This window comes from Vagococcus sp. WN80Y (genome assembly GCF_059621045.1).
In genome coordinates, this window is sequence record NZ_JCAQHY010000165.1 from 48,293 (window position 1) to 71,329 (window position 23,037).

17 protein-coding genes and 1 pseudogene are annotated in these 23,037 nt (G+C 38.1%); 9 read left to right on the forward strand and 9 right to left on the reverse strand.

Annotated elements, in window-relative coordinates; all coding sequences use genetic code 11:
- Nucleotides 1-270 precede the first annotated feature (270 nt).
- The 3 genes from AC5KOD_RS15745 to cls form a co-directional block, all read right to left on the reverse strand.
- Complete coding sequence (locus AC5KOD_RS15745; protein ID WP_496915527.1) at nucleotides 271-1,653, reverse strand: M24 family metallopeptidase; 1,383 nt, start codon at nucleotides 1,651-1,653, stop codon at nucleotides 271-273.
- Nucleotides 1,650-2,423, reverse strand: coding sequence for a DeoR/GlpR family DNA-binding transcription regulator (locus AC5KOD_RS15750; protein ID WP_496915528.1), 774 nt, complete (start codon nucleotides 2,421-2,423; stop codon nucleotides 1,650-1,652). The genes AC5KOD_RS15745 and AC5KOD_RS15750 overlap by 4 nt, the downstream gene beginning before the upstream one ends.
- Before the next feature lie 1,123 nt (nucleotides 2,424-3,546).
- A complete protein-coding gene (gene cls, locus AC5KOD_RS15755) occupies nucleotides 3,547-4,992 on the reverse strand; it encodes a cardiolipin synthase (protein WP_496915529.1) in 1,446 nt (481 codons plus the stop codon).
- A gap of 173 nt (nucleotides 4,993-5,165) precedes the next feature.
- Here cls and AC5KOD_RS15760 point away from each other — a divergent pair, with 173 nt between their 5' ends.
- From AC5KOD_RS15760 to AC5KOD_RS15790, 7 genes are all read left to right on the forward strand, one after another.
- Nucleotides 5,166-6,203, forward strand: a complete 1,038-nt coding sequence (locus tag AC5KOD_RS15760; RefSeq protein ID WP_496915530.1) for a glycosyltransferase — start codon at nucleotides 5,166-5,168, stop codon at nucleotides 6,201-6,203.
- A gap of 18 nt (nucleotides 6,204-6,221) precedes the next feature.
- A complete protein-coding gene (locus tag AC5KOD_RS15765; RefSeq protein ID WP_496915531.1) occupies nucleotides 6,222-7,130 on the forward strand; it encodes a phosphodiester glycosidase family protein in 909 nt (302 codons plus the stop codon).
- A gap of 22 nt (nucleotides 7,131-7,152) precedes the next feature.
- A complete protein-coding gene (locus tag AC5KOD_RS15770; RefSeq protein WP_496915532.1) occupies nucleotides 7,153-7,527 on the forward strand; it encodes a hypothetical protein in 375 nt (124 codons plus the stop codon).
- Nucleotides 7,528-7,604: 77 nt separating this feature from the next.
- Nucleotides 7,605-8,390: a C39 family peptidase gene (locus AC5KOD_RS15775; protein WP_496915533.1), complete on the forward strand. Its 786-nt coding sequence runs from the start codon at nucleotides 7,605-7,607 to the stop codon at nucleotides 8,388-8,390.
- Between the two features lie 101 nt (nucleotides 8,391-8,491).
- Nucleotides 8,492-9,268, forward strand: coding sequence for a MurR/RpiR family transcriptional regulator (locus AC5KOD_RS15780; protein WP_496915534.1), 777 nt, complete (start codon nucleotides 8,492-8,494; stop codon nucleotides 9,266-9,268).
- A gap of 138 nt (nucleotides 9,269-9,406) precedes the next feature.
- Nucleotides 9,407-10,960, forward strand: coding sequence for a maltose/glucose-specific PTS transporter subunit IIBC (gene malX / locus AC5KOD_RS15785; protein WP_496915535.1), 1,554 nt, complete (start codon nucleotides 9,407-9,409; stop codon nucleotides 10,958-10,960).
- A gap of 13 nt (nucleotides 10,961-10,973) precedes the next feature.
- Nucleotides 10,974-12,161, forward strand: coding sequence for a MalY/PatB family protein (locus AC5KOD_RS15790; protein WP_496915536.1), 1,188 nt, complete (start codon nucleotides 10,974-10,976; stop codon nucleotides 12,159-12,161).
- 99 nt (nucleotides 12,162-12,260) lie between these two features.
- On the opposite strand, the gene AC5KOD_RS15795 is transcribed toward AC5KOD_RS15790, so the two are convergent.
- Entirely contained in the window at nucleotides 12,261-13,013 is a 753-nt protein-coding gene (locus tag AC5KOD_RS15795) for a hypothetical protein (protein ID WP_496915537.1), read from the reverse strand.
- A 274-nt stretch (nucleotides 13,014-13,287) separates the two neighbouring features.
- Here AC5KOD_RS15795 and AC5KOD_RS15800 point away from each other — a divergent pair, with 274 nt between their 5' ends.
- Nucleotides 13,288-14,814, forward strand: a complete 1,527-nt coding sequence (locus tag AC5KOD_RS15800; protein ID WP_496915538.1) for a glucosyltransferase domain-containing protein — start codon at nucleotides 13,288-13,290, stop codon at nucleotides 14,812-14,814.
- 61 nt (nucleotides 14,815-14,875) lie between these two features.
- On the opposite strand, the gene topB is transcribed toward AC5KOD_RS15800, so the two are convergent.
- Nucleotides 14,876-17,011: a DNA topoisomerase III gene (gene topB / locus AC5KOD_RS15805; protein WP_496915539.1), complete on the reverse strand. Its 2,136-nt coding sequence runs from the start codon at nucleotides 17,009-17,011 to the stop codon at nucleotides 14,876-14,878.
- A 303-nt stretch (nucleotides 17,012-17,314) separates the two neighbouring features.
- On the opposite strand from topB, the gene AC5KOD_RS15810 reads away from it, so the two are divergent.
- Nucleotides 17,315-17,905 (forward strand): hypothetical protein, encoded by a 591-nt coding sequence (locus AC5KOD_RS15810; RefSeq protein WP_496915540.1) that lies wholly within the window; start codon nucleotides 17,315-17,317, stop codon nucleotides 17,903-17,905.
- A gap of 33 nt (nucleotides 17,906-17,938) precedes the next feature.
- Here AC5KOD_RS15810 and AC5KOD_RS15815 read toward each other — a convergent pair.
- The 4 genes and pseudogenes from AC5KOD_RS15815 to AC5KOD_RS15830 form a co-directional block, all read right to left on the reverse strand.
- Nucleotides 17,939-19,174: pseudogene (locus AC5KOD_RS15815) on the reverse strand (MFS transporter).
- Between the two features lie 111 nt (nucleotides 19,175-19,285).
- Entirely contained in the window at nucleotides 19,286-19,774 is a 489-nt protein-coding gene (locus AC5KOD_RS15820) for a MarR family transcriptional regulator (RefSeq protein ID WP_496915541.1), read from the reverse strand.
- 94 nt (nucleotides 19,775-19,868) lie between these two features.
- The gene (locus tag AC5KOD_RS15825) at nucleotides 19,869-22,214 is read right to left on the reverse strand and encodes an FtsX-like permease family protein (protein ID WP_496915542.1); all 2,346 of its coding nucleotides are present in this window, start codon (nucleotides 22,212-22,214) and stop codon (nucleotides 19,869-19,871) included.
- Nucleotide 22,215: 1 nt separating this feature from the next.
- Nucleotides 22,216-22,980: an ABC transporter ATP-binding protein gene (locus AC5KOD_RS15830; protein WP_496915543.1), complete on the reverse strand. Its 765-nt coding sequence runs from the start codon at nucleotides 22,978-22,980 to the stop codon at nucleotides 22,216-22,218.
- Between the last annotated feature and the right edge of the window lie 57 nt (nucleotides 22,981-23,037).

A 23,037-nucleotide genomic window follows, 5' to 3' on the forward strand; every position in this document is an offset into this window, starting at 1 on the left:
GACATAAAGTCGTTTTGCTCCGAGCAATCTCGAAAAACCCGAACAATCGGTAATTTCGATTGCTCGGGTTTTGAGAAATTGCCGAGCCTTCAACTTCTAAATGCTTTAGCATTTAGAAGTTGTTGAGATCGAAGTAAAACGTAGTGAGCAGACTTTTGGAGCGTGTTTATCACATAACATACGTGAAAACAACGAGGCCGTGACATAAGTCATGTCCCCTTTTTGTTTCACCAATATTGCGCGCTAAACACAGTCCAGTCTTTGCTTCATTTATTTAGACATAATGACAGCTTGCTTACTTAAAAGATAAGGTCTTAAATAGCCTACCGTATTTGACAAAGGTAAGCAGTCCTTACTCAGTTCAATATTCAAGACCGATACTAAATAATCTCGTCTAATTTCAATTCTTTTCCACAAGTCAGGGTAATTTTCTGCTAATTCTGCTCGTAATTTTTGATCAGCAAGAACAACGCATTCTTCCATACTAGTCCCTGCATAACCAGGAACACTCGGAATAATATCAACCTGAAAAATCATCCCACTCTTCAAATTGACCTGAGATTTGTGATAAATAGGACTTGCCATCCATTCCTCATCGGCTACTAAATGCCCTGGGTTCAAGCTCCACCCATATTGTTTTTTAGGCAAAACTTGCTCAATTTTATCGTACAAATCGCCACCTTTTAACCCAACTTTGATTGTTTTCAACCATATCGAAACAGCTTTAGCATAAGGAAATGCCACTCGCTCCAAGTAATCTTGTTCCCCCAGAGGTAGCTCGGATTGATGCTTGACCACATATCCAGCTCGGCTAGATAATCCGCCTTTAAACCCTGTTGTCAAAGATAATCTATCGCCAATTTGTAGCTTCTTGTGTGTCGGATAAAGAATGGCATTTTCGAACCGTTGACCTGTAGCTGCTATTGTCACAACTGGCTGGTACTGTCCCTCAGCCGAAAGACGATCGCCTAATTCAATTTCTGAAATTCCCACCTTAACTGCATTCAGTGCTTGCAACATACATGTTGAAGCAAGATTAGCTCCATATTCATAATGAGCAATTTCATTAGCCGTACAGATCGTTCGAACCCCTTGTTCTTCACCAATAAATATACCCGTCGCATTTACTAACACATCCTCACCTTGTACAGTTTTTTCCAAGGCAGCGACTATATAATGAGGGAGATCAAATAAAGCTTGATTATCTTGTAAGTTACTTCTAAACAATTTCCAACCCGCTATTCCAATTTTACTCGCTTTGTCTAAGTCAATTTCCGCAAAAATATCCTCTAACAAACGTTCACCCTCCATTGGTTGATTTGGAAGTGAAAAATAAGGAACATGGATGACGGTATTTTTAAGTCGCGCATGAGCGGCCATCTTAACATTTTCATTTCCTAATAAAAGAAAAGCCTGACCGTCAGACTTCAATACTAGGAGCGCCTCTTCAAAGCGAGGAATAAATCCGGTCAAATATTCAAAATTGGCGCCATGCTCTTTATCTGCATACACAACAAGCGCCTCTAATTGATCAGCTTTCATTTGCTCTAGTACAGCTGACAATCGTTTAGCCATTGTGTCATTGGTTAAAACAACTTGCTCCACATCTGAAAAAACACTTGGTTCTGGTATCAATGATAGTTCTAATGTCATACTAATTCTCCTTCTCCGGCTATAATGAGCCGAACGTTATTTTCCTGTAATACCTCACAAAATCCTACCTCAGGCTGTCTATCTGTAATCAATACATCAATCTCTTTAAGATCAGCGATCTTATAAAAACCAGTTGTGCCAATTTTAGTCTGGTCTGCCAGTGCCACCACGAGCTGCCCCTGCTTGACCATCATGCGCTTAACAAATGCCTCTTCCTCGGTGTGAATGTATAGACCATTTGCAGAAATCGCAAAAACACCTAACAACGTCACTGTTGCCGAATAACGTGACAACTTTTCGACAGTTTCCTCGCCATATAAAAACTGTTGCTCATTATGAAGCTTTCCCCCAACAATCCTCACTTGTTTATTTTTTTGCTGAGATAACAAAAGCCCATGCGTCAACGAATTAGTAATCACTTGTAGTCGCTTATTTTTTATTAATGGAATAACCGCCTCTACCGTTGTTGATGAATCAAAAATTAGAGACATATCATCTTCAATAAATGCTACAGCTTCATACGCTAGTTGTTTCTTAACAGCCGAAAGAGCTGCAACCCGCTGAGAATAATCAAAAATTAACGCATCACGAGTTGCTAACATGGCACCACCATGAATTCGTTTGATCTTGTCTTCATTTTCCAATTTGATTAAATCTCTACGAATAGTATCTTTTGACACTTTTAATGTTTGGGCAAGACGATCAACGGTCGCACTGCTTTGCTCTTCCAGTGTCTCAATTATTTTACTGAGTCTCTCTTCTATTAACACGCTATCAACTCCTAGAACCTATCTTAACATAAAAAGAACCCACTTGCATTATTTTGCTGTTTTATAATAAAAAAATGCAAAATAATGAAAAACGAATATGAGATGCTAAATTACCACTTTGTCTTTAATATTACTTTAAAATAACTAACAGTTTCATATAAATACTGAATCTACACGGTTTTCTTTGACTGTTTGAAGTCATTAACAGCCATTTTAGGTAGATTAACACTTTATAGGGAAAGAGCTCAATTAGACGATCCTTACCCAAACATTATATAATTAAGAGATAAGAAGTTATCACTCATCAATGTTAGTATGTTTGAATCAGATAAATAACCTATTTTTAGTATTATTGAAATCAGATGTCCGTCAAACACGTACAGGTTTGAAACAACGTTACAACCAATAGATCATCATCGAAAAGATGACAGTATCATCATTTTTAATAGTAATCAGAACCATTAACATAACAAAATCAACTTAAGCCATGTACGCTTTTAGCCTTTTGAACCAGTCGAGATTTTTTTATTGAATAACAGACCCACCTATTTTCTTAATTTTCACTGTCAAAAACATAAAAATAACGAAATTTACTTTATTTAAAAATCAGATGTCCGTCAAACACATACAGGTTTGAAACAACGTTATAAACAATGAATTAACATTGAAAAAATGACAGTATCAATACTTTTAATAGTAATTAAAACCATTAACATAACAAAATCAACTTAAGCCATGTACGCTTTTAGCGTTTTGAACAGGTCGAGATTTTTTCATTGAATAACAGACCCACCCATTTTCTTAATTTTCACTGTCAAAAACATAAAAATAACGAAATTTACTTTATTTAAAAATCGGTTGTCCGTCAAACACATACAGGTTTGAAACAACGTTACAACCAATAGATTATCATCGAAAAGATGACCGCATCATTATTTCTAATAGTAATCAGATCCATTAACATAACAAAATCAACTTAAGCCATGTACGCTTTTAGCCTTTTGAACCGGTCGAGATTTTTTGACTAAATAACACTTCCCTAATTAAAAAGCTTGCTCTTCCTACAATAAAAAAGCCCCACGAAACTTCCGCAGGACTCCTATCTACTCTTATTAACACCACCTTATAAAATTGGCGAAAATAATCTAGAAATTTGTTGTTTAAAAATCAACCATGCCGACATTTGTTTGACCGTTTCTGCTGTCAGCTCTGATGATTTCTTCATATCTCTTTCAAAAATCTCAGCTAATTCTGTCACCATTTTTTCATCATAAAGCACAGCACTTGCCTCAAAGTTTAGCTTATAGCTGCGAATATCCTGATTGGCTGAACCTACAATACACATACTATCATCCATAATCAGAGTCTTAGCATGCATAAAGCCCCCCTCATAGATATGAATTTCAATATTCTCTTTAATTAACTGACGAGCATAATACTGAGTTGCACGGTAAATAAACGGATGATCGGGCTTGTCAGGAATCATAATTTTTACATCCACTCCCGACCGTGCAGCAATTTTTAACGCGGCCAACACACTGTCATCGGGAACTAAATAAGGTGTTTGAATCCACACCCGTTCTTTTGCTGAAGTTATCAGCTTGATGAATGCTAATTTAATTTGCTCGTGTTCATTATTTGGCCCACTCGCAATAATTTGAATGGGCGTTTCCCCCTCCGCAAGTAAATCCTCTGCGGCAAAAAAGTAATTATCCTTATAATCTAACTTATTCACGGCTGGAACAGAAACATTCCAATCCATCAAAAATCGAATTTGTAGTAATGACGCGGCTGGACCATGGATTCGTAAATGCGTATCGCGCCAATAGCCAAATTTCTTCGTCACACCTGCATATTGATTCGCCACATTAAACCCACCAATATAACTAATTTTACCATCAATCACCACAATTTTACGATGGTCATGATAATTAAGTCGCAACTTCATTAATGAACGTTGAGACGTAATAAAGGTTTGCGCTTGACCACCATACTGCCGTAATGTATCAAAATCCTTATTCTTCGTCCCAAGAGATCCAAACGCGTCATAGAGTAGGCGTACCTCAACCCCAGCTTTAGCCTTTTCTTCCAAAATACTTAAAATACTCCTACCAACTTCATCAGTCACAAAGGCATAATATTCGATGTGTATTGATTCCGTGGCAGCTTGTAAATCTGCTTTTAATCGGTCAAATTTAGCAGTGCCGTCGGTAATTATATCTACTTTATTTTGACGCGTAACAGGCATGTTATTGAGTGAGGAGAAAAAAGCCAAAAAATTTTGATCCACCTCATCAGAATGACTGTACTCGTACAAACTAACCCCATTTTCTTGAAAAGCCTTAAACTTTTCTAGCTCATCAAAATCATTTTTTTGTAAATGAAACATTCGCTTATCACCAAGCCCTCGCCCAAAAAATAAGTAAATGGCAAATCCAATCACTGGCAAGCTGATTAAGACCAATAACCAAGCCCAAATTGCTGCCACATCACGCGGCTTCATTAAAATAGTAATGACCGCAACCACTGCATTAATCACATATATAGCTGTTAAAACACTTATTATCATTAAGTCTCCTCCAAAAAATTATCTACTTCTTGTAGTATATAGGTTATTCCAGATCAGGTCTAGTTTGAAGACAGTCACTAACATTATTTTCTACGTCCTCGTTTAAGTTACTTTTAAGTTCTAGCAGATAAAGTAGACTTACGTACTCGACTATTTCATCTAGGAGGTAACCCATGGCAGCAACTATTTTAATTCCTTCACTAGAACCAACTAAGCATTTCTCACAACTCATCACTCATTTACGACAGTTTACCGATGATCCTATCATCATTGTCGATGATGGCAGTGGCCCTGAGTATCAAGCTATATTCGACTCATTGGCTCAGCAAAACAACATTGTTATCCTTCGTCACCCTACTAATCTTGGAAAAGGGGCTGCTTTAAAAACAGGCCTAGCCTATCATCTTGAGCATTTTCCACAAGCTGATGGTGTTATTACAGCTGATTCGGATGGCCAACACAGTGTTTCAGACATTATTAAATTCACTAAAATTATCGTACCTACAGAACGAGTACTAATTATGGGGACTCGTCAATTCACTCGAAAACAAACACCTTTTAAAAGCTTTTGGGGAAATCGGCTGACTTCAAGTCTCTTTCACTTGATCTCAGGCATCAGCTGTCATGATACACAGACAGGTCTACGTGGCTTACCGCAAGTGATTATCCCTGATTTATTAAAAATAACTGGGGATCGCTTCGAATATGAAATGAATGTTTTACTCAACCTTTCTCGTTATAATTGTGTCATCCACGAAGTCCCAATTGATACAATCTATTTAAATAACAACTCTGGTAGTCATTTTCGAGTTATTCAAGACTCTTTTCGAATCTATCAGCCAATCATTCGTTATCCTCTAGCCTCAGCCTGTTCTGCTGGTTTAGATATCCTGCTGTTCACTTTGTTAATTAGCCTAATTTTCAAGAACCAGAACTGGTTCTCATTACTCATCGCTACCTCTTTAGCCCGCTTCTTATCTGGTTGTTTTAACTTCTTTTTAAACCGTCACTTCGTGTTTAAAAGTCACGGCACCTTAGGAACAGAAGCGCGTCACTATTTTGGTCTATTTTGTTCACAGCTTCTCCTAAGTTGGCTCCTTTTACAAGGTTTTTCACTATTCTCTGCTCACATAGTTCCCTTAAAAATAGCCATCGATTCTAGCCTATTCTGTTTAAGCTTTTTCATTCAACGACGCTTTATTTTTAATTAACTGACTGGAGGTATTGAAATGAAACACCTTACTCATTTTTTTCAAAAGCCTTTTCGATTAGCTCTGCTTTATGCTCTTTTCCTAACGGCGGCTTCTAGCTACGTTCTACTAGATACCTTTGTGATTCCAAAATCATTAACAAAATCAACCAATACCAAAAACACAACTACAGAAAAAATCAAAACTGACGCCGCAGTCGTTACCGATACGACTTACAAGGATGACGCCATCTCCATAACGATTACAACTGAGCGAGCTAATGAAACGACCTTTTACATCGCTGATATTCAACTGGCTAGTGCTGATTACTTAAAAACAGCTTTTGCTCAAAATAGCTACGGTCGAAATCTCAAAGAAACGACATCAACTATTGCTGAAGAGCAACAAGCCTTATTGGCCATCAATGGGGATTATTACGGCTTTCGTGACACTGGCTATGTCCTTAGAAATGGTGAAACCTATCGTGAGACTGCTTGGCAAGGAACTGATGCCCTTGTGATAGATCAAAATGGAGATTTTACGACCTATAGTGAAGACGACACCACTCTCAAAGAAATTATTAGCGAAAAGGCGGCTCAACAAATATTATCATTTGGTCCGACACTTATTAAGGACGGTGATATTGCCATTTCTACCGACACCGAAGTCGCTCAATCTAAAAACAGTAATCCCCGAACGGCTATTGGTCAAATTGATCACTTGCATTATCTAATGATTGTCTCAGATGGTCGAACCACTGATAGCGAGGGGCTTACACTTTATCAATTAGCTGAAGAATTTGCCAAACGCGGCGCTACCCTTGCTTACAACTTAGATGGCGGTGGTTCTTCAACGTTGTGGTTTAATGGCACGGTTGTCAATAACCCAACAGATGGTCGACAAATTAAAGAACGCTCTGTTAGTGATATTGTCTACATTGGCTACTAGCCCCAGAAAGGACAACAGTAACATGAATTTAAAAAGACAAAGTTTAGGCCATCTCATTGTCACATTTGGGCTAATCAGTTTTACGCATATTTACAGCTTGTTTAGCCACGGTGTCAGTTCGAGCGCTATGAGTAATACGTGGCGCTATTCATTAGTTATGTCAATTGGTTATGGAATTCTAAGTATTTTTACCGCAAAAAAAAAGGTCCCTACACGACGTGGACTTTACTTAACACTCAACTGCGGCATTGCTACCCTAATTTGCAGTCAACTCTTAACTGGCATTGTCGAAATTGCTGGAACAAATTCTAGCTACATTCCTTATTTCTATTATCTTGGCTGGCTATTAATTGCCCTTGGCTTAATCAGCTTCACCATTAAGTTAATAGTTCATTAATATTTGCATAAAGTTGAAATAAATAACGATATGCGCTATGATACAAGCTGACGTTCATTTGAAAAACGGAGGGAATAATGAAGAAACAGATCACTAAAAGAGGCAAGCGAAATCGGCTTATTGCATTCTGTCTGCTCTTACTGCTAATCGGTTTTCCATCCTCACGGGCTTGGAATCGGCTGAAAGCTAAAGAAGTCACTAAATCTGTCGATCTCCCGAACACGAAAATATCTCAAAAAAAGACTAAAATAACACTGGCAGATGATGCCGAAATTTTACTTGATGTCCCACTGATTGAACAGATGGAAGAGCCCAGTCTCTATAACGGCTGCGAAATCACTAGCTTAGCTATGATGCTTAATTACGCTGGTGTTGATGTCACCAAAAATGAACTAGCCGAAGAGATTGAGGTCGTCGATTACCAAGATGAAAACGGCTATTACGGCGATCCTAATGATGGCTTTGTTGGCGATATTTACGGCAATGGGACAGGCTACAGCGTTTACCACAAACCTATTGTTAACCTCGCAGAAGAATTTATATCTAAGGACTTAGAAGTTGTTGATCTGACTGATCAAGAGTTTGAAACAGTTCTACTTCAATTACTAGAAGATCGACCAGTCTGGGTGATTACTACGGTTCCAATGAAAGCAACAGCTGACATGGAAAAATGGAAAACAGTTAACGGAACTATCCAAATTAGTTGGAACGTTCACAGTGTCTTAATGACAGGCTTTGATTCAGATTCCATTTATATTAACGATCCTTACGGAGACAAAGATAAAAAAGTTGATCGAGAAGATTTCGAAGATGCCTGGCTTCAAATGGGAAGCCAAGCGGTTGTAATCAAAACTAGTCTCTAAAAGCATGTGATTGACTCATTTATTCGGTCAATCACACGCTTTTTTTATACTCAGAAAAAATAAAAAATCTCACCCATTCCCCACTATGGAGGTAGCTAATTATGGAATTATTTTTCAAACGTTTGAGTCAACGCAAAGAAAATCTCAGCCGATTAGAGAACCAAGTCTTAGAATATATGATGGAGCATCCCAAGGAAGTAGTTGACTTAACTCTTGAGGAATTATCAAAAAAAATATTTGCTTCAACCGCAACCATCAGTCGTACCTGTAAAGCCCTTGGCTACTCAGGCTATCAAGAGCTACGAATTGTACTAGGCCAATATCTCTTAAACAAATCTACTGAACAAACTGATCAAACGCCACTCTCCTCGCTTAATTCGCTCAATCAGCGGGTCATGCGAGAAGTGACGAGCACCCTTAATCAACTGACAAGCTTTGACTTAGCTCAGGCCTTAACACTTATTAAAAATAGCCGAAACATCGAATTTATAGGTGTTGGTGCTTCCTACACTAATTGCGTTGAAGCGGCACGGAAGCTGACTTTTGCTGGTAGACCAAGTAACGCACGCGAAGACTGGGATGAACTTAGAGCCGTCACGCAAGCCATGACACCAGAGGATTTAGCAATTGTTGTGTCCTATAGTGGAGAAACGCTACATATTATCGAGTACGCCACTATTTTGACGAACAGACATGTCCCACTTCTATCAATCACTGGTGACACTCAAAATACCTTGGCCCAAAAAGCAACGCTCAATTGCCCTGTTACGATTGAGACCTGTTACCTCAACAATCTCGATCTTAGTTCACGGGTTCCTTTGAGCCTTGCTTTAGAATATATTGTTCACTCTTACATCCTTGAAGCACAGTCTCTGTAAACTCTTCCAAAAACTGTATCAGCTTTCTTAATGCTGATACAGCGTTGTGAAAGCGAACACAACAGAGTAAACTTGGCATATACAAATTAGGCAGCTACTTAATTTTATCTTTGCCTAATAGAAAATGGAGTGAAACAAATGAAAAAGAAGCAATCATTTTGGGAATTTTTTCAAGGGTTGGGTAAAACATTCATGTTACCAATCGCATTATTAGCTTGTATGGGGTTATTTTTAGGAATCGGCAGTGCCTTTACTTCTCCGACTACCCTCGAAGTCTTGCCATTTCTAGATAAAGAATGGCTTCAAGTTGCCTTTCAGTTTATGTCAACAATCGGTGGCTTTGCCTTTACTTATTTACCAGTGATGTTTGCAATGGCTATTCCTTTAGGGCTCGTTCGCTATGAAAAAGGAGTCGCAGCCTTCTCTGGTTTTGTCGGATTCGTTGTTATGAACTTATCTATCAATTTCTATCTAACTTTGAACAATCGAATTGTCGATGCCGATCAAGTAAAAGAAGTCGGTCAAAGTTTTGTCATGGGCATTCAGACCATTGAAATGGGTGTTTTAGGCGGAATTATAGTTGGGATTATTGTTTATTTACTCCACAATAAGTTTTATGATGTTGTTCTACCTGATGCTTTCGCCTTTTTTGGAGGCGCTCGCTTTGTTCCAATTATTTCTGCTATTACTCTCGGATTGACCGGTCTTGTCATTCCATTAATTTGGCCAATCTTTGCCATTGGTATCACTAGTATCGGTCAGCTCATCCAAAAAGCTGGCATCTTTGGCCCAATGCTCTTTGGTACTGGAGAGCGACTATTACTTCCTTTTGGACTCCATCATATTTTAGTTGCCATGATTCGCTTTACTGAAGCTGGTGGTACCCAAATAGTTGATGGTGAAACTGTTTCAGGCGCTTTAAATATTTTTTATGCCCAGCTAGCTAGTGGTGAGCCTATTAGCCCAGCAGCAACAGCCTTCTTATCACAAGGAAAGATGCCAACCTTTATGTTTGGCTTACCAGCTGCTGCTTTAGCTATTTACCAGACTGCACTTCCAGAAAACCGCCGACTAATCAAAGGGTTATTACTATCAGGTGTTTTTGCTAGCTTTGTAACAGGAATTACTGAACCTATCGAATTTCTATTTCTATTTGCTGCGCCGCTACTCTACGCTTTCCATGCCATTATGACCGGACTAGGCTTTATGGTTATGGCAATGCTAGGCGTTACGATTGGTAATACCGATGGCGGAATTTTAGACTTTATCATCTTTGGTGTTCTTCAAGGAACCGATACTAAATGGTACCTAGTTTTAATTGTTGGCACTCTTTGGTTTATCATTTATTACAGTGTTTTCACCTTTGCAATCAAAAAATTCTCAATCAAAACCCCTGGTCGTGAGATACAAGACACACAGGTTAGCGACGAAGAAGCTAGCTTTAAGAAAAAGGGCAAATACGATAACGAAGCAATCTTACTTGCTCTTGGTGGCAAAACAAACATCGACTCTCTAGACAATTGTATCACTCGTCTGCGACTAGTTGTTTCAGATATGACACTTGTTCAAGATGAGGATTTAAAGAAACTCGGTGCTTTAGGCGTTGTTAAACTTGACGAACATAACGTTCAGGTAATTATCGGCAGTCAAGTTGCCAGTGTGAAAAATGCCATCGAACGTTTGATGGAATAAAGGAGAGTCCCTATTGAAAACTAATTTTGATACACTAACAAACAGACTGGGGACCTATTGTACTCAGTGGGATTACATTGAAGATCGCTTTGGTGAGAAGGATTTACTTCCCTTCTCAGTGTCAGATACTGATTTTAGTGTCCCAGCGGAAATCACACAGAGTTTAAAAGAACGCATGTCCCACGATATTTTTGGCTATACCCGTTGGAATCACACTGCGCTGAAAGAGCCTATCTCTAATTGGTATAAAACTCGCTTTAATGATCACATTGAGACAGATTGGCTCGTTTACAGCCCTTCTGTCATCTACTCGATTAGCCAACTGATTACAAGTCAATCTAATCCTGGTGACGGTGTCTTAATTCAAACACCTGCCTATGATGCTTTTTATAAAACTATCACAGCTAATCAACGGGAAATCATTGAAAATCCGTTACGCTATGAAAATCAAACTTATACCATTGATTTTGAACTATTAGATCAGCAGTTGGCAGAGCCTACAACTAAAATTTTACTTCTTTGTAGTCCACATAATCCAACAGGGCGGGTCTGGAAAAAAGAAGAATTGCAACAAATCATTGAGCTTTGCCACGCTCATCATGTTTTCATTATTTCTGATGACATTCACATGGATGTCCTACGTCAAGGTCAAACACACATACCACTAACCGCTCTTGCAACATCTGGATTAGCTATTTGTTCTTCTGCCAGTAAGACCTTTAACATACCGGGACTGATCTTTTCTTACGTCATCATCCCTGATTCAGAAGTTCGCGAGACCTTTTTGACTCACTTAAAAAATAAAGACGGCCTTTCATCCAGCAGTATTTTTGGTATGCACGCAACAATAGCTGCCTACGCTGAGTGCGACTATTGGGTTGACGAACTCGCTAGCTATATCGACCATAATTTCGAGCTGTTATCGACCTTTCTGCAACAATATCTACCCGCCATTAAGTTGGTTAAGAGTGAAGCCACTTACTTGGCTTGGCTAGATGTTAGTCAGCTCTCCTATAGTAGCCAAGAGCTCCAACAGGCCTTAGTAACTGTCGGAAAAGTCGCCATTATGCCAGGGGAAACTTATGGTAAGACCGGCGAACACTTCTTACGGTTAAATCTTGGCTGTTCACAAACAAAGCTCAAGGATGGGCTTAATCGCTTAAAAAAAGCAATTAATTATTTAGAAAGTCATTCTAATTAGGGGGCTTTAATCATCCTTCGCTTATAGCCACCAAAAAAAGTAGTTGAGATTCTTCTCTCAACTACTTTTTTTGGTCTATTTATTGATCGCGTAACCATGTTACAGCGTGATTTCTTTTGAGTTGGCAAATTCAGATATACTCTCGATTAACCCATCGACCTGAAGTTCTAACTTTTTCTGTAGCTGAGTCGCCAATAACTCAAGGCGTTCTTCGGCACGTTTAATTTCTTGCAGTCGCCTGTCGGCATAACTGTCCATTTCTTTTTTGGCAGATGCTACCTGATTATCGGCTATCAATTTACGTTCCCTCGAATAACGATCGGCCTCATCTTTGATTTCTTGAGAATAACTTTCAACTTCTTTCGACACAGCATAGTTCTTTGTTTTTTCCTCATAACTAGCTAGTTCTTCTTGTTGTTTTAAGGCCTTAATTTTAAATAAATCTAGCTCTTGTTGAGTTTCAAGTAATTGATTTTGTAATTTTAACTGGCGTTCATTATCGGCATTAATACCAATTTTTTGAGCTTCTGCAACAATTGCTGCTGCTTTTTCCTTAGCCCCGACAAGATAGTAACCTATCATATCATTTACCGACTTATCCTGCTCAATCGTCTCACCAAAGACTTGACTTCTCCTCAGCCCCTCTCCCATCTGCTGATAATAACCTTGCCAGCTTTCAGGTGAAGCAGACGTAATCGAATAATTAGTATGATAGTCGCTTAAACGATTCACTTCTCTCATTAAATGTTGCGCGGTATTCAGCAGTTGATCATAACGCTTAGCAAGAGCCACCATCTCTTCACTATCATCAACTAGCGCACCATTTCCAATTATTCTCTCATGATCTTTCATCTTCATCCCCCTTAAATCAGATAATCATATCGTTAACTCTGACGCTTTTAATAACAAAAAAGACTTCATCTCTTGTTCTTCCATTTTAACACATTCAGTTCAATAATGGGGTCCGTTTTTATATTTTTTATTTTGAACAAGTCTAGTTAGAGCATGCCGAAGCCATTTTCTTAATAAAATTAAAGCTCCCCTAACCAAAACATGGTATAATTGACCCTAAAACAAGTGGAAGAACTTATTTGTCCTCAACAAATCAATTTAAAAGGAGTACGATATGCCTAATGTTATTTTAAAAACAGAGCGCTCTCATCTAGCTAGCTTCTTAAAAAATAGAAAACTCTTTATTCTTTTGAGCTTCCTAATCATCGTTGCTACTTACTGGGCAAAAATTATTTATGCCAACTACTCGATTGATACAGAAGAATTTATGGTTTATGGAAAACAAAACGGCTTTATTCAATGGTTAGCCATCGGACGTTACGGATTATTTTTATTGAAGCAAACAATCACAGGCTATACGATTCATATTCGCTTCATTAATATCATGACTTATTCACTTTTATTTTTAACGGTTGTTTTACTTGGTTATATTTTTTACCGAGTCGCAAATACACTGACAACAATGGAATTGATGATTATCCCAGTTTTATTCAGTACCTCGGCTATTTTACTCGAACAACTAAATTTTATTCTCCAAAGCATAGAAGTATCATTATCATATTTTCTGGTTTTTTTATCCGTCTATCTCTGCTATCTAGCGACCCTTTACAAAAAACGCCATTATTATATTATCAGTAGTTTACTTGCCGTAATTAGTTTTTCAGTTTATCCATCAAACTATCTAGCCTTTGTCGTCTTCTCGATTATGTTAATCATGATACAGCTTGCGACTAAATCAGTGACACTATCCTTTAAAAACTATTTTAGCTGTGTATTGCCTTATATCGGTACTTTTGTTCTCAGCGCGGCAATCAATAAAGGACTTTTAAACTTTTTTCTATTTAGTTACAAGATTCCCAAGGGACACTATGTTGAATCTTCTATTCTATGGGGGAAACTACCTGCGAGTGACGTTATCACTCAGATGAAGGATGCTGTAAGTCAGCTTTATCTTTTTCCTAAAAATCCTTGCTTTAGCTATGCCACAACGATTGGCATCCTTTTAGTGAGTGTCGTTATCCTGACCCGATCAACTAACCGACTCTGGTTATCACTGTCCTTTATCGGTCTGCTACTTGCCAGCAATGCCAATATCATCGTACTCGGACAATTAGGACCGATTCGCTCAATGGCACCTATGATTCCCTTACTCACGGCCTTTCTCTTTCTCTTCACTTTTCACAATGTATCCTTTAATTATGGGAAAATAGGTCTTTTTCTAATCATAGCGCTGTTTGGCGTTAGTCAAATTAAACGAACCAATCAATTTGCCCTTCAAGAAGAAGCCATCTTTCAGGAAGAAACTGCCTATGTTGAAAAGATCGTGGCTGACTTAAACAACCAAGGCATAAAAGACTTATCCTCCTATCAGCTAGCTGCGATTGGCTCCAAGCAATTCCCAAAAGGCAAAAGATACTACCGAGGAGATGTTTTAGGCGCTAGTTTCTTTAATTGGGATAATACACCTCCCGTTGGTTCTAGCGGTCGTATTCATAGCTTCTTTAATTCTTTAGGCTATCCTATTCAACGAATTGATAATGAGCAGTATCAAGCCATACTCAATTATGAAAAAGAACATCCTCTTACTAAAGATAGTGTGACCGTCAAAGGCTCAATCATTATTTTAAAACTAAGTGACTAAAAAAACTAGCCAGCTCTCATTTTGTTTGAGAAGATTTGGCTAGTTTTTATTTGTACTCACACTAAGAAACTGTTTCAAAATACCCCTTATCAGTCAGCTTTATAGTCGCATTATAGGTCGATTTATCAGACTTCTTGATTCCCTTAACTAAGGTTTCATTCCCACTTAACAACTCACTCAGATTCTTTTTTGTTAGCTTTTTCTTTCTAAAATTATCGGCCATTGTATAGCGACAATCAGGATAATTTGTACACCCATAAAATTGTTTCTTGTATACCAGATCTCCTTCGCACTTTGGACACTTACCAGCTACCTTAATTTGCCTGTTAGCTTTTGGCTTAGACTCCACTTCATAGCCACTGAGATTTAATCCTTCGATTTGCTGAGGAACCTGCTCAATCAAATGTCTAATAAATTTTTGGATATTAGCTAAAAAGACCTCCATACTGCCTTCTTTTCTACCAATTTTTTTTAAATAGGTTTCCCATTTCGCCGTCATCTCCGCACTTGCTAAAAGCGGCTCTCCCTCCACAGCCACACATAGAACTCGCCCTTTATCAGTCACAAGTAGCTTATTTTTTTCTGCGATAATATATTCACGATTCTTTAGAGTCTCAATAATCGCCGCTCGAGTCGCTTCAGTTCCTATTCCCTCAATTTCTTTTAATACCTCTTGAGCTTTTTCATCTTCTACTGTTTTCCCCGCTAATTTCATCGCAGTTATCAATGTCCCCTCAGTATAAGATTTTGGTGGCTGTGTCTCCTTTTCTACCACAAAAAGTTTCGCTTTAACCCGCTCACCAACCTCCACTTGTGGCAAAATAACTGACTTTTCCATTGAAACCTCCTTGGAAAATAACACTCGCCATCCCTGAACTAATGGTACCTGTCCTTTCGCCTTAACCAACACCTCTCCGATCTGAGTATCGATGATAGTCTCCGTAAAACGATAATCTGGCAAAAACATAGCAACAGTTGTTTTGGCAATCAACAGATAAATTTTTTTCTGCAAAGGTGGTAATTTATTAAATCGTTCCTGAGTAGGAACTTGCTTTGTCAAAATGATCGCATGATGTTCCTGAACTTTCTTATCATCGACAAATCGCTTTCTCGGCATCAATTGCGGTGTTTCATCATCAATAGCTAAAAACTGTTTATATTTACCTAAATTTCCCTTTAAATAATGGAATTCATTCTCAGTAATATAAGGGGTATCTGTCCGCGGATATGTTAACAACTTAGCTTCATACAAACTTTGAACTGCCTTTAAGGTATCACTTGCACTTGCCTTGTATAGCTGATTTATTTTACTTTGCAAACTACTTAATGAATGCAGCATCGGGCTACTTAACCGCTTATCCTTTTTCTCTACTTTAGTAATTAGCCCCTCTTGAATACCTAGCATGGCCTGTTTTTTAGACAAAAATGCCAAAACCTCTGCCTGATTCTTAAAACGCTGTGACGGACTCAAGACTGCCTTAAAGATACCTGAAGATGCTTTTACTTCACTCTCAATTTCCATATAAGGCGTCTTTTTAAAATTTTCTATTTCTAGCTGTCGTTTATAAATTAAATAGAGTGTAGGCGTTTGAACCCGTCCTAAAGAAAAAGCCCCTTGTATGCCTTTTTTCTGTAATTCTAAACTATATAGCGGACTTCCATTCATCCCAATCAACCAATCGCTTACCTGTCTCGCCTTCGCTTCTTTATAATAAGGAAAATAGTCTGCGCCCTCTTTCAGGTGGCCAAAGCCATAACGAAGTGCTTCTTTCTCTAAACTATTGATCCACAAACGCTTATACCGTTTTGTTGAGCTATAGGCCTTGGCCTCCATAATAATTGACCAAGCAATATTTTCTCCTTCTCGGTCACTATCAGTTGCAACAATAATCGTACTTGCCGCTTTCAGTAACTTAGCAACGATTTTAAACTGCTTCTTCTTATCTTTTGGAACAATGAACTCATAATTTTCTGGAAATATTGGCAAATTTTCTAACCGCCACCTCCCCCATTTAGCATCGTAATGACCAGGTGGCGCTAATTCAACCAAATGCCCAAATCCAAAAGTAATATAAGTATCTTCTTTAAATAATTCATCTTTTACAACATAATAGCCGTCTTTTTTTATCGATTGTTGAAAAACACTCGCATAAGCCAAAGCTTGACTTGGTTTTTCTGCTAAAATAACAATACTCATTTAATTACCCCTTTACCCGATCCCTTTAACAGCTGTTATTATACCATATGAAATCACGTACTCTCCTCTTTCTAACAAAATACAACCTAAGAATTAACTTTCCTCCTCTTAGTCCATTTCCTTGATTGACCCCTTAAACATCCCGTGTTATCATAAATTCGTAGCAATTTGTAATGAATCATCTCAAACGTGATGATTATGCTTACTAGCCACTTCCATCTATTACAGATATTAAGCAAAAAAATAAATGAAACAAGCGTCGCTCACTCATTAAACCGATAGACGACACAGAAAGGACACATAATGACAGATATTTCTGCACGCCAAGCACTGGCTGAATTAAAACAAAAATATAAAATAGTGACCCCACCAGCTCCTGTCGCCAAGGAAAAAAAGGTTGAAAAACACCCCTTACCTAAGCCTAAACAGGACAAAAAATCAAAACAAAATGAACCAACTAATGAGCCAACTGTTGAAGAACTAAAAAAACAAATCTCTCGCCTTACAAATGAGAACGAACAATTAATTTTCCAGATGACTCATCTAAAAGATTTACTTGTAGAGTTTAAAGCAGGCATCAAAGATCTTACTCTAAAAAATATTGACCAACCTGTTGTTGAAACCCCGGAGGTTGCCCCAAAAGTTCCTAAAAAATCGACCAACCAACCAAAAAAACGCCCTGTACAAAAAGTGGCGCCTAAACCAAGTAAACAACAGGCTAAATCAGATAAACAGGTCCCACCTTTACTAAAAAATCAAGAAGCACTAACAAGAGAAATGGAAGAGCTTGAGGCATCACGACAATCCACTATCGATCATCTTTATGAAGATCTTTTTTCAAAATTTGATAAGCTAATTCCTAATGATAACAAAAAGAATGACAATCGGGCTTAATTGTACCGATTGCCATTCTTTTTTTATTAGCCATTAAAATTGCTCTCTTTTTACACCCTTGTTCAGAATAACGATTGCTAATAATAGCAACACCATCCCCATTAACGCGGGAGCGGCATGACCTAGTGTGACATAAAGTTGGCCACCGACAAAGGGCCCGATGATTCGCGCCAGCGCTTGAATTGATTGACTCCCTCCTTGAACCTGTCCTTGTTGGCTAGAGGTGACAGATTTAGAAAGCATGCCATTGTAGGATGGACCAAAAACAGAATCACCAAAACCGAAAATAAACATCCCCAGTATAAAAAAGGGAAAATAACCCAAATAGACTGAAACAGCAATCAAGCAATAGCTAACTATCTCCGATCCCATCCCAATAATTGCAATCTGTTTATCACTAAATCTCAATAGAAGCCTAGGCATAACAAGACCTTGAGACAAGATATCTTGAATCCCCATAATCGAAAACATCCCTCCTATAACAGTTGGCCCTAAGTCAAAGGTATCAATACTAAATTGCGAAAAAATAGCTTGTAAAGCGCCATTTGGCAGCCATAATAAAATAGCTGAAATTAATAACCACTTTAATCCTTTCATTGAAAGAATACTTGCACGTTGGATAAACGGGTTCAGTCTTCCAAAAGGAATTTCTCGTAGACGATTAGATGCTGTGAGACTCTCTGGCATAAAAAAATAACCATATGCAGCATTAATTAATGTAATAATAGCACCAAAATACATTGGAACAGCATAACCAAAATTAGCGAGAAAGCCTCCTAAAGCCGGACCAACGGCTGTACCAATACCAACTATTGCACTGATCCAGCCAAAATATTTTGTACGTTGTTCACGAGGGATAATATCAGCAAAATAAGAAAAAATCGTGCTAATACTGCCTCCCGTTAACCCTTCTATGATACATCCTAAAAAGAGGACCCATAAAGCACCACCTACGCCAAACACAAAGTACCCCATTGAGGCCCCTCATAAACTGATTAAAAGAACTGGTCGACGACCATAACGATCACTTAAAGCGCCTAGGCCTGGTGCGGCTAAAAAGACGCAACAAGCGTAAACTGAGGTTAGCATTGTAACCATAATCGCTTGTTGACTGGGTTCACTAACATAGGATTGTACCAAGAATGGCACGACAGGCATTATAATACTAAACCCTATTCCACAAAGAAAAACTGAAATAAGTCCAAAAATTAACGCATGCTTATTAATTGGCTGATCTGTAGAATGATTCGTTGAGTTGAGTTGTAACATTTTCTAGTCTCCTAACATATATTGTTTCTTAGGAAACAATATAACACACTCAATTTGTTTCCTTGTCAACAAAAAAGAGAGTAGGATGCAAGCTCTCCTCTCTCATTCTTACTAATCACTAGCAGATTGACTCATGTTAAAGTCATTCTCTATCTTCTTGATTTCATCATCTAAATGCAAACTGTAGGTGTTAACAAATTCAAGCAAACTTGCTACCTGTTCATCTGTTACTTGATCAAACACCACCTTGTCTCGCTCTTTAAATTCCTTATGCATCTCTTCATGACTCTCATAGATGCGTCTGCCCTGCTCTGTCAATCTGAAATAAATTTCCTTTTTATTATCTGCTTTCTGATAACTTTCAATATAGCCTTTTTTCAATAATTTTTTAGTTATTTTACTAATAGCTCCTCGGGTCATAAAAAACGCATCAGCAAGTTTGGTCACATTAGAATCCGCAAGTTTTTCAATATACTCGATGCAATGAACCTCAGATGATTGATACCCTTTAAGAGCTTCTTCCATCTTAATCTTGTTTAGCCAGCTCATTTTATTGTATAAATTCCTGACACTCATGATAACTTGTTCTTCTCTCGTCATGACCTTGCTCCCTTCAGCTTAAGTTACTCCCCTCATTATAATCAAGTAATGTTTCCTTTTCAACAATTCAGGTTATATCTACGCTATACTAAGATCAGTCTGTCATTAATTCTTTGGGTGATACCTTGCGTACCGAAAATGAAATCAACAATGTACTTAAGGCCGTACTGCCCACAATAAAACCACTGACAAATAACATATTACCTACTGTAAACGACAGAGTTAACTTCGCGATCCCTATTTGAAAAAGTACCATTGAAATAAGCTGACTACTCATAAAATAAGCTAGCGTAATACCGCAAACACTCCCTACGAAGGAAATTAGCAGAAACCTCACCAGTAATTGTTTTTGAAGTTGCAGAGCTGTATATCCTATCGCTTTAAAAATCCCATTATCCTTCTGTTCTTTTTTTAGCGTAATTGTACTTAACAAAACACTTGATAACATAATCATGATGAGACTAATAACCACCATTCCAATGATAATACTACCTAAAGCCTGCTGGATAGTTTGTGACATACTCTTAGCAAACTTTTGACCATCTTGTACCGACAACCCAAGCTCATTGCCCTCAAATTTTTGTAGGACTCGTTCTTTATTTTCCTTCGAATCATCCGCTAAATTAAATACTAGATACGATAAGGAGACATCCACTTCAAATTGTTGATAGCTTTCGAGAGTCATTGCAAATGTAGCTCCCATCTCAGAAACAGATTGGTACAGCCCTGAAATAATAAATGATCGTTCGCTTCCATTTGAGGCTACCGTCACCTGATCGCCGACTGTCACACCCAAGTTTTTTGCCAATAATGGGGTCGTCAGCAACTCATTGTCATAGAGCGGTAAACGTCCCTCGACCAGTTTCATCGCCTTAGGGAATTTTTCATAAATGTAAAGATTGATATTTTTTCCTTCGATCTCACTTCGTCTAAAAGTATATTTCGCCGCATAAGATACAGCTGTTTCCTTTTTCAATTTAGCTTCCAATTGATCAAATTTTTCCTCTTTATTCTCTAACCCATTTGGAGCGCTAACCTCAATATCAACTGTTGTTGCTCCGACAAAGTTAAAATAAGATATTGTTTTCTGACTGTCACCAAAAAAAGCACTTAAACCAAGCATTGTTAATAGTAGAAAACCAAACAACCCACTAATAACCAATAACGATAAATACTGATACCATTTTAACAATAGCTGCTTAACGCCTAATCGAATTGATAATGGTAACCAACTCAGTTTTCTTAATGGCACCGATAATATTGGTGAAAAATGAACCTCTGTATGCCCAAAAGCTATCGCTTCAACTGGGGATATTTTTAAAACTTTTTTGGCATTTAAAGCAATCATTAAACTAATAAAAAGTGTCATTCCCACGATTACTAAAACCACAATCCAACCTGAAATCGACCCTTTCCAAATAATTCCCGATAGCCGGTGAATGATTGATCCAAAGACTGGTGTCAAAAAGTAGCTGATTAAGGCGCCAAATAATGCCCCACTCAAAATGATTAACGTATACTGAACAATTAAACTAAGCCAGATCAATCGATTGCTTGTTCCTAATGATTTCATGATACCAATCTGGACATAATCCGACTCAATCGTTGCCAGCAAGGCAAATCTCAGAATAATAATTACAATAATCAACAACAAGATAGAAAATAACAAGAAGATTCCCATAAGTAAATTGACAATCATCAATGTACCAGAGCGTTGGAACGTCACTTCCGTCTGCATACCATTCTTTAGTCGTTGACTACCGAACTTCTTAATCACCTTTTGAATCGCTTGATCTTGATTCTTAACAGATGGCTTCATCGTCACACCAACAAGCTGATAATTATTAGTTGGTTCAACTTGGGAGATTGTTTGATAATCAATGGGGTTAATAAATAGTCTCTTTATTCCCATAACAGGCGAGCCAAATCCTGGTTCCTCCACAAACGCTTTAATGGTAAATCGATACGGAACATTTGCCGTCTTCAACTCAATCGAATCACCAATTTTCAGCTTATATGTCGTTTGAAAAATACTTGGAAGAATGATGTCACCTTTTTTCAGCCTTAGCTCTTCCTTAGAATAAGCCTGATAGTCAACTGACTCCGATGCCCAATTAAATAACAAGATATTGTCAATTTTTTTCTTATTGATTCGTAAGCGCACTGGGACAGCCTCATCTAGGCTCACTTTAGCGACTTCCTTTTGTTTAGCAAGAAAAACAGGATACTCTGCTTCGTATTCCGCATTCTGATAAAGAATCGTAATATCTGGTTGGTTCGTTCGCTTGAAAGCCTGCTCAAAGCTATCGCTTGATTTTTTGATACTTCCCAAAGCCATTATCATACAAACTGATGCTAAAGTGGTCAACATAAAAATAACAATTGAATAAACCTTTCTCTTTTGCAGATTTCGCCGAACAAGTAGCGTTAAGATTCTCATCTTACCACCCCATCTCTTGTAGCCATGACAGGATTTGAGCTTCTCGGTGCTTGACCTCAGACTCCTCAGCATAGTGTGGCAATGAAAACTCTCCTAAAATCTGCCCATCCTTTACATAGATAAGACGATTTCCCCTTAGTGCTGCCTTAATATCATGGGTCACCATAACGATGCTCTGTCCCTCAGCTGAACGTTGAGTCAAACAATCTAAAATTTCCTTACCCGCTGATGAATTAAGAGCTCCCGTAGGCTCATCGGCAAAAATAATAGTTGGTTGGTTAATCAATGCTCTCGCAATGGCTGCTCGTTGTTGTTGCCCCCCTGAAACCTGACTAGGATAACGATCCTTATAAGGCGCCATCCCAATCTGAGTCAATAATTCCAGACCTCTTCGATGAACCTCAGCTGTTTTCTGACTCTTTTTCAAATAACCAGACACACTCACATTTTCAAACAAAGTTAAATTTTGAATTAAGTGCATTTGCTGAAAAATAAATCCCATCTTCTCAGTTCTTAAAAGAGCTAGCTGTGACTCCTTCATCCCACTAAGTGGTGTTCCTTCAACATATACTTGGCCGCCTGTTAACTTATCCATTCCACTGATACAATATAACAAGGTTGATTTTCCCGAACCAGAATTTCCCATAACCACGGTAAAATCACCTTCATAAATAGTTATGTCGATATTAACAAGGACATGGGTTTGCACCCCTTCGTTAACATAGCTTTTGGATAACTTTTCAGTTCTGATTAATTCTTTTTTCATTCATTTTGCCTCATCCCTTTTCTTAATAATGCTATTATAGAAGAACAATTATTAAGA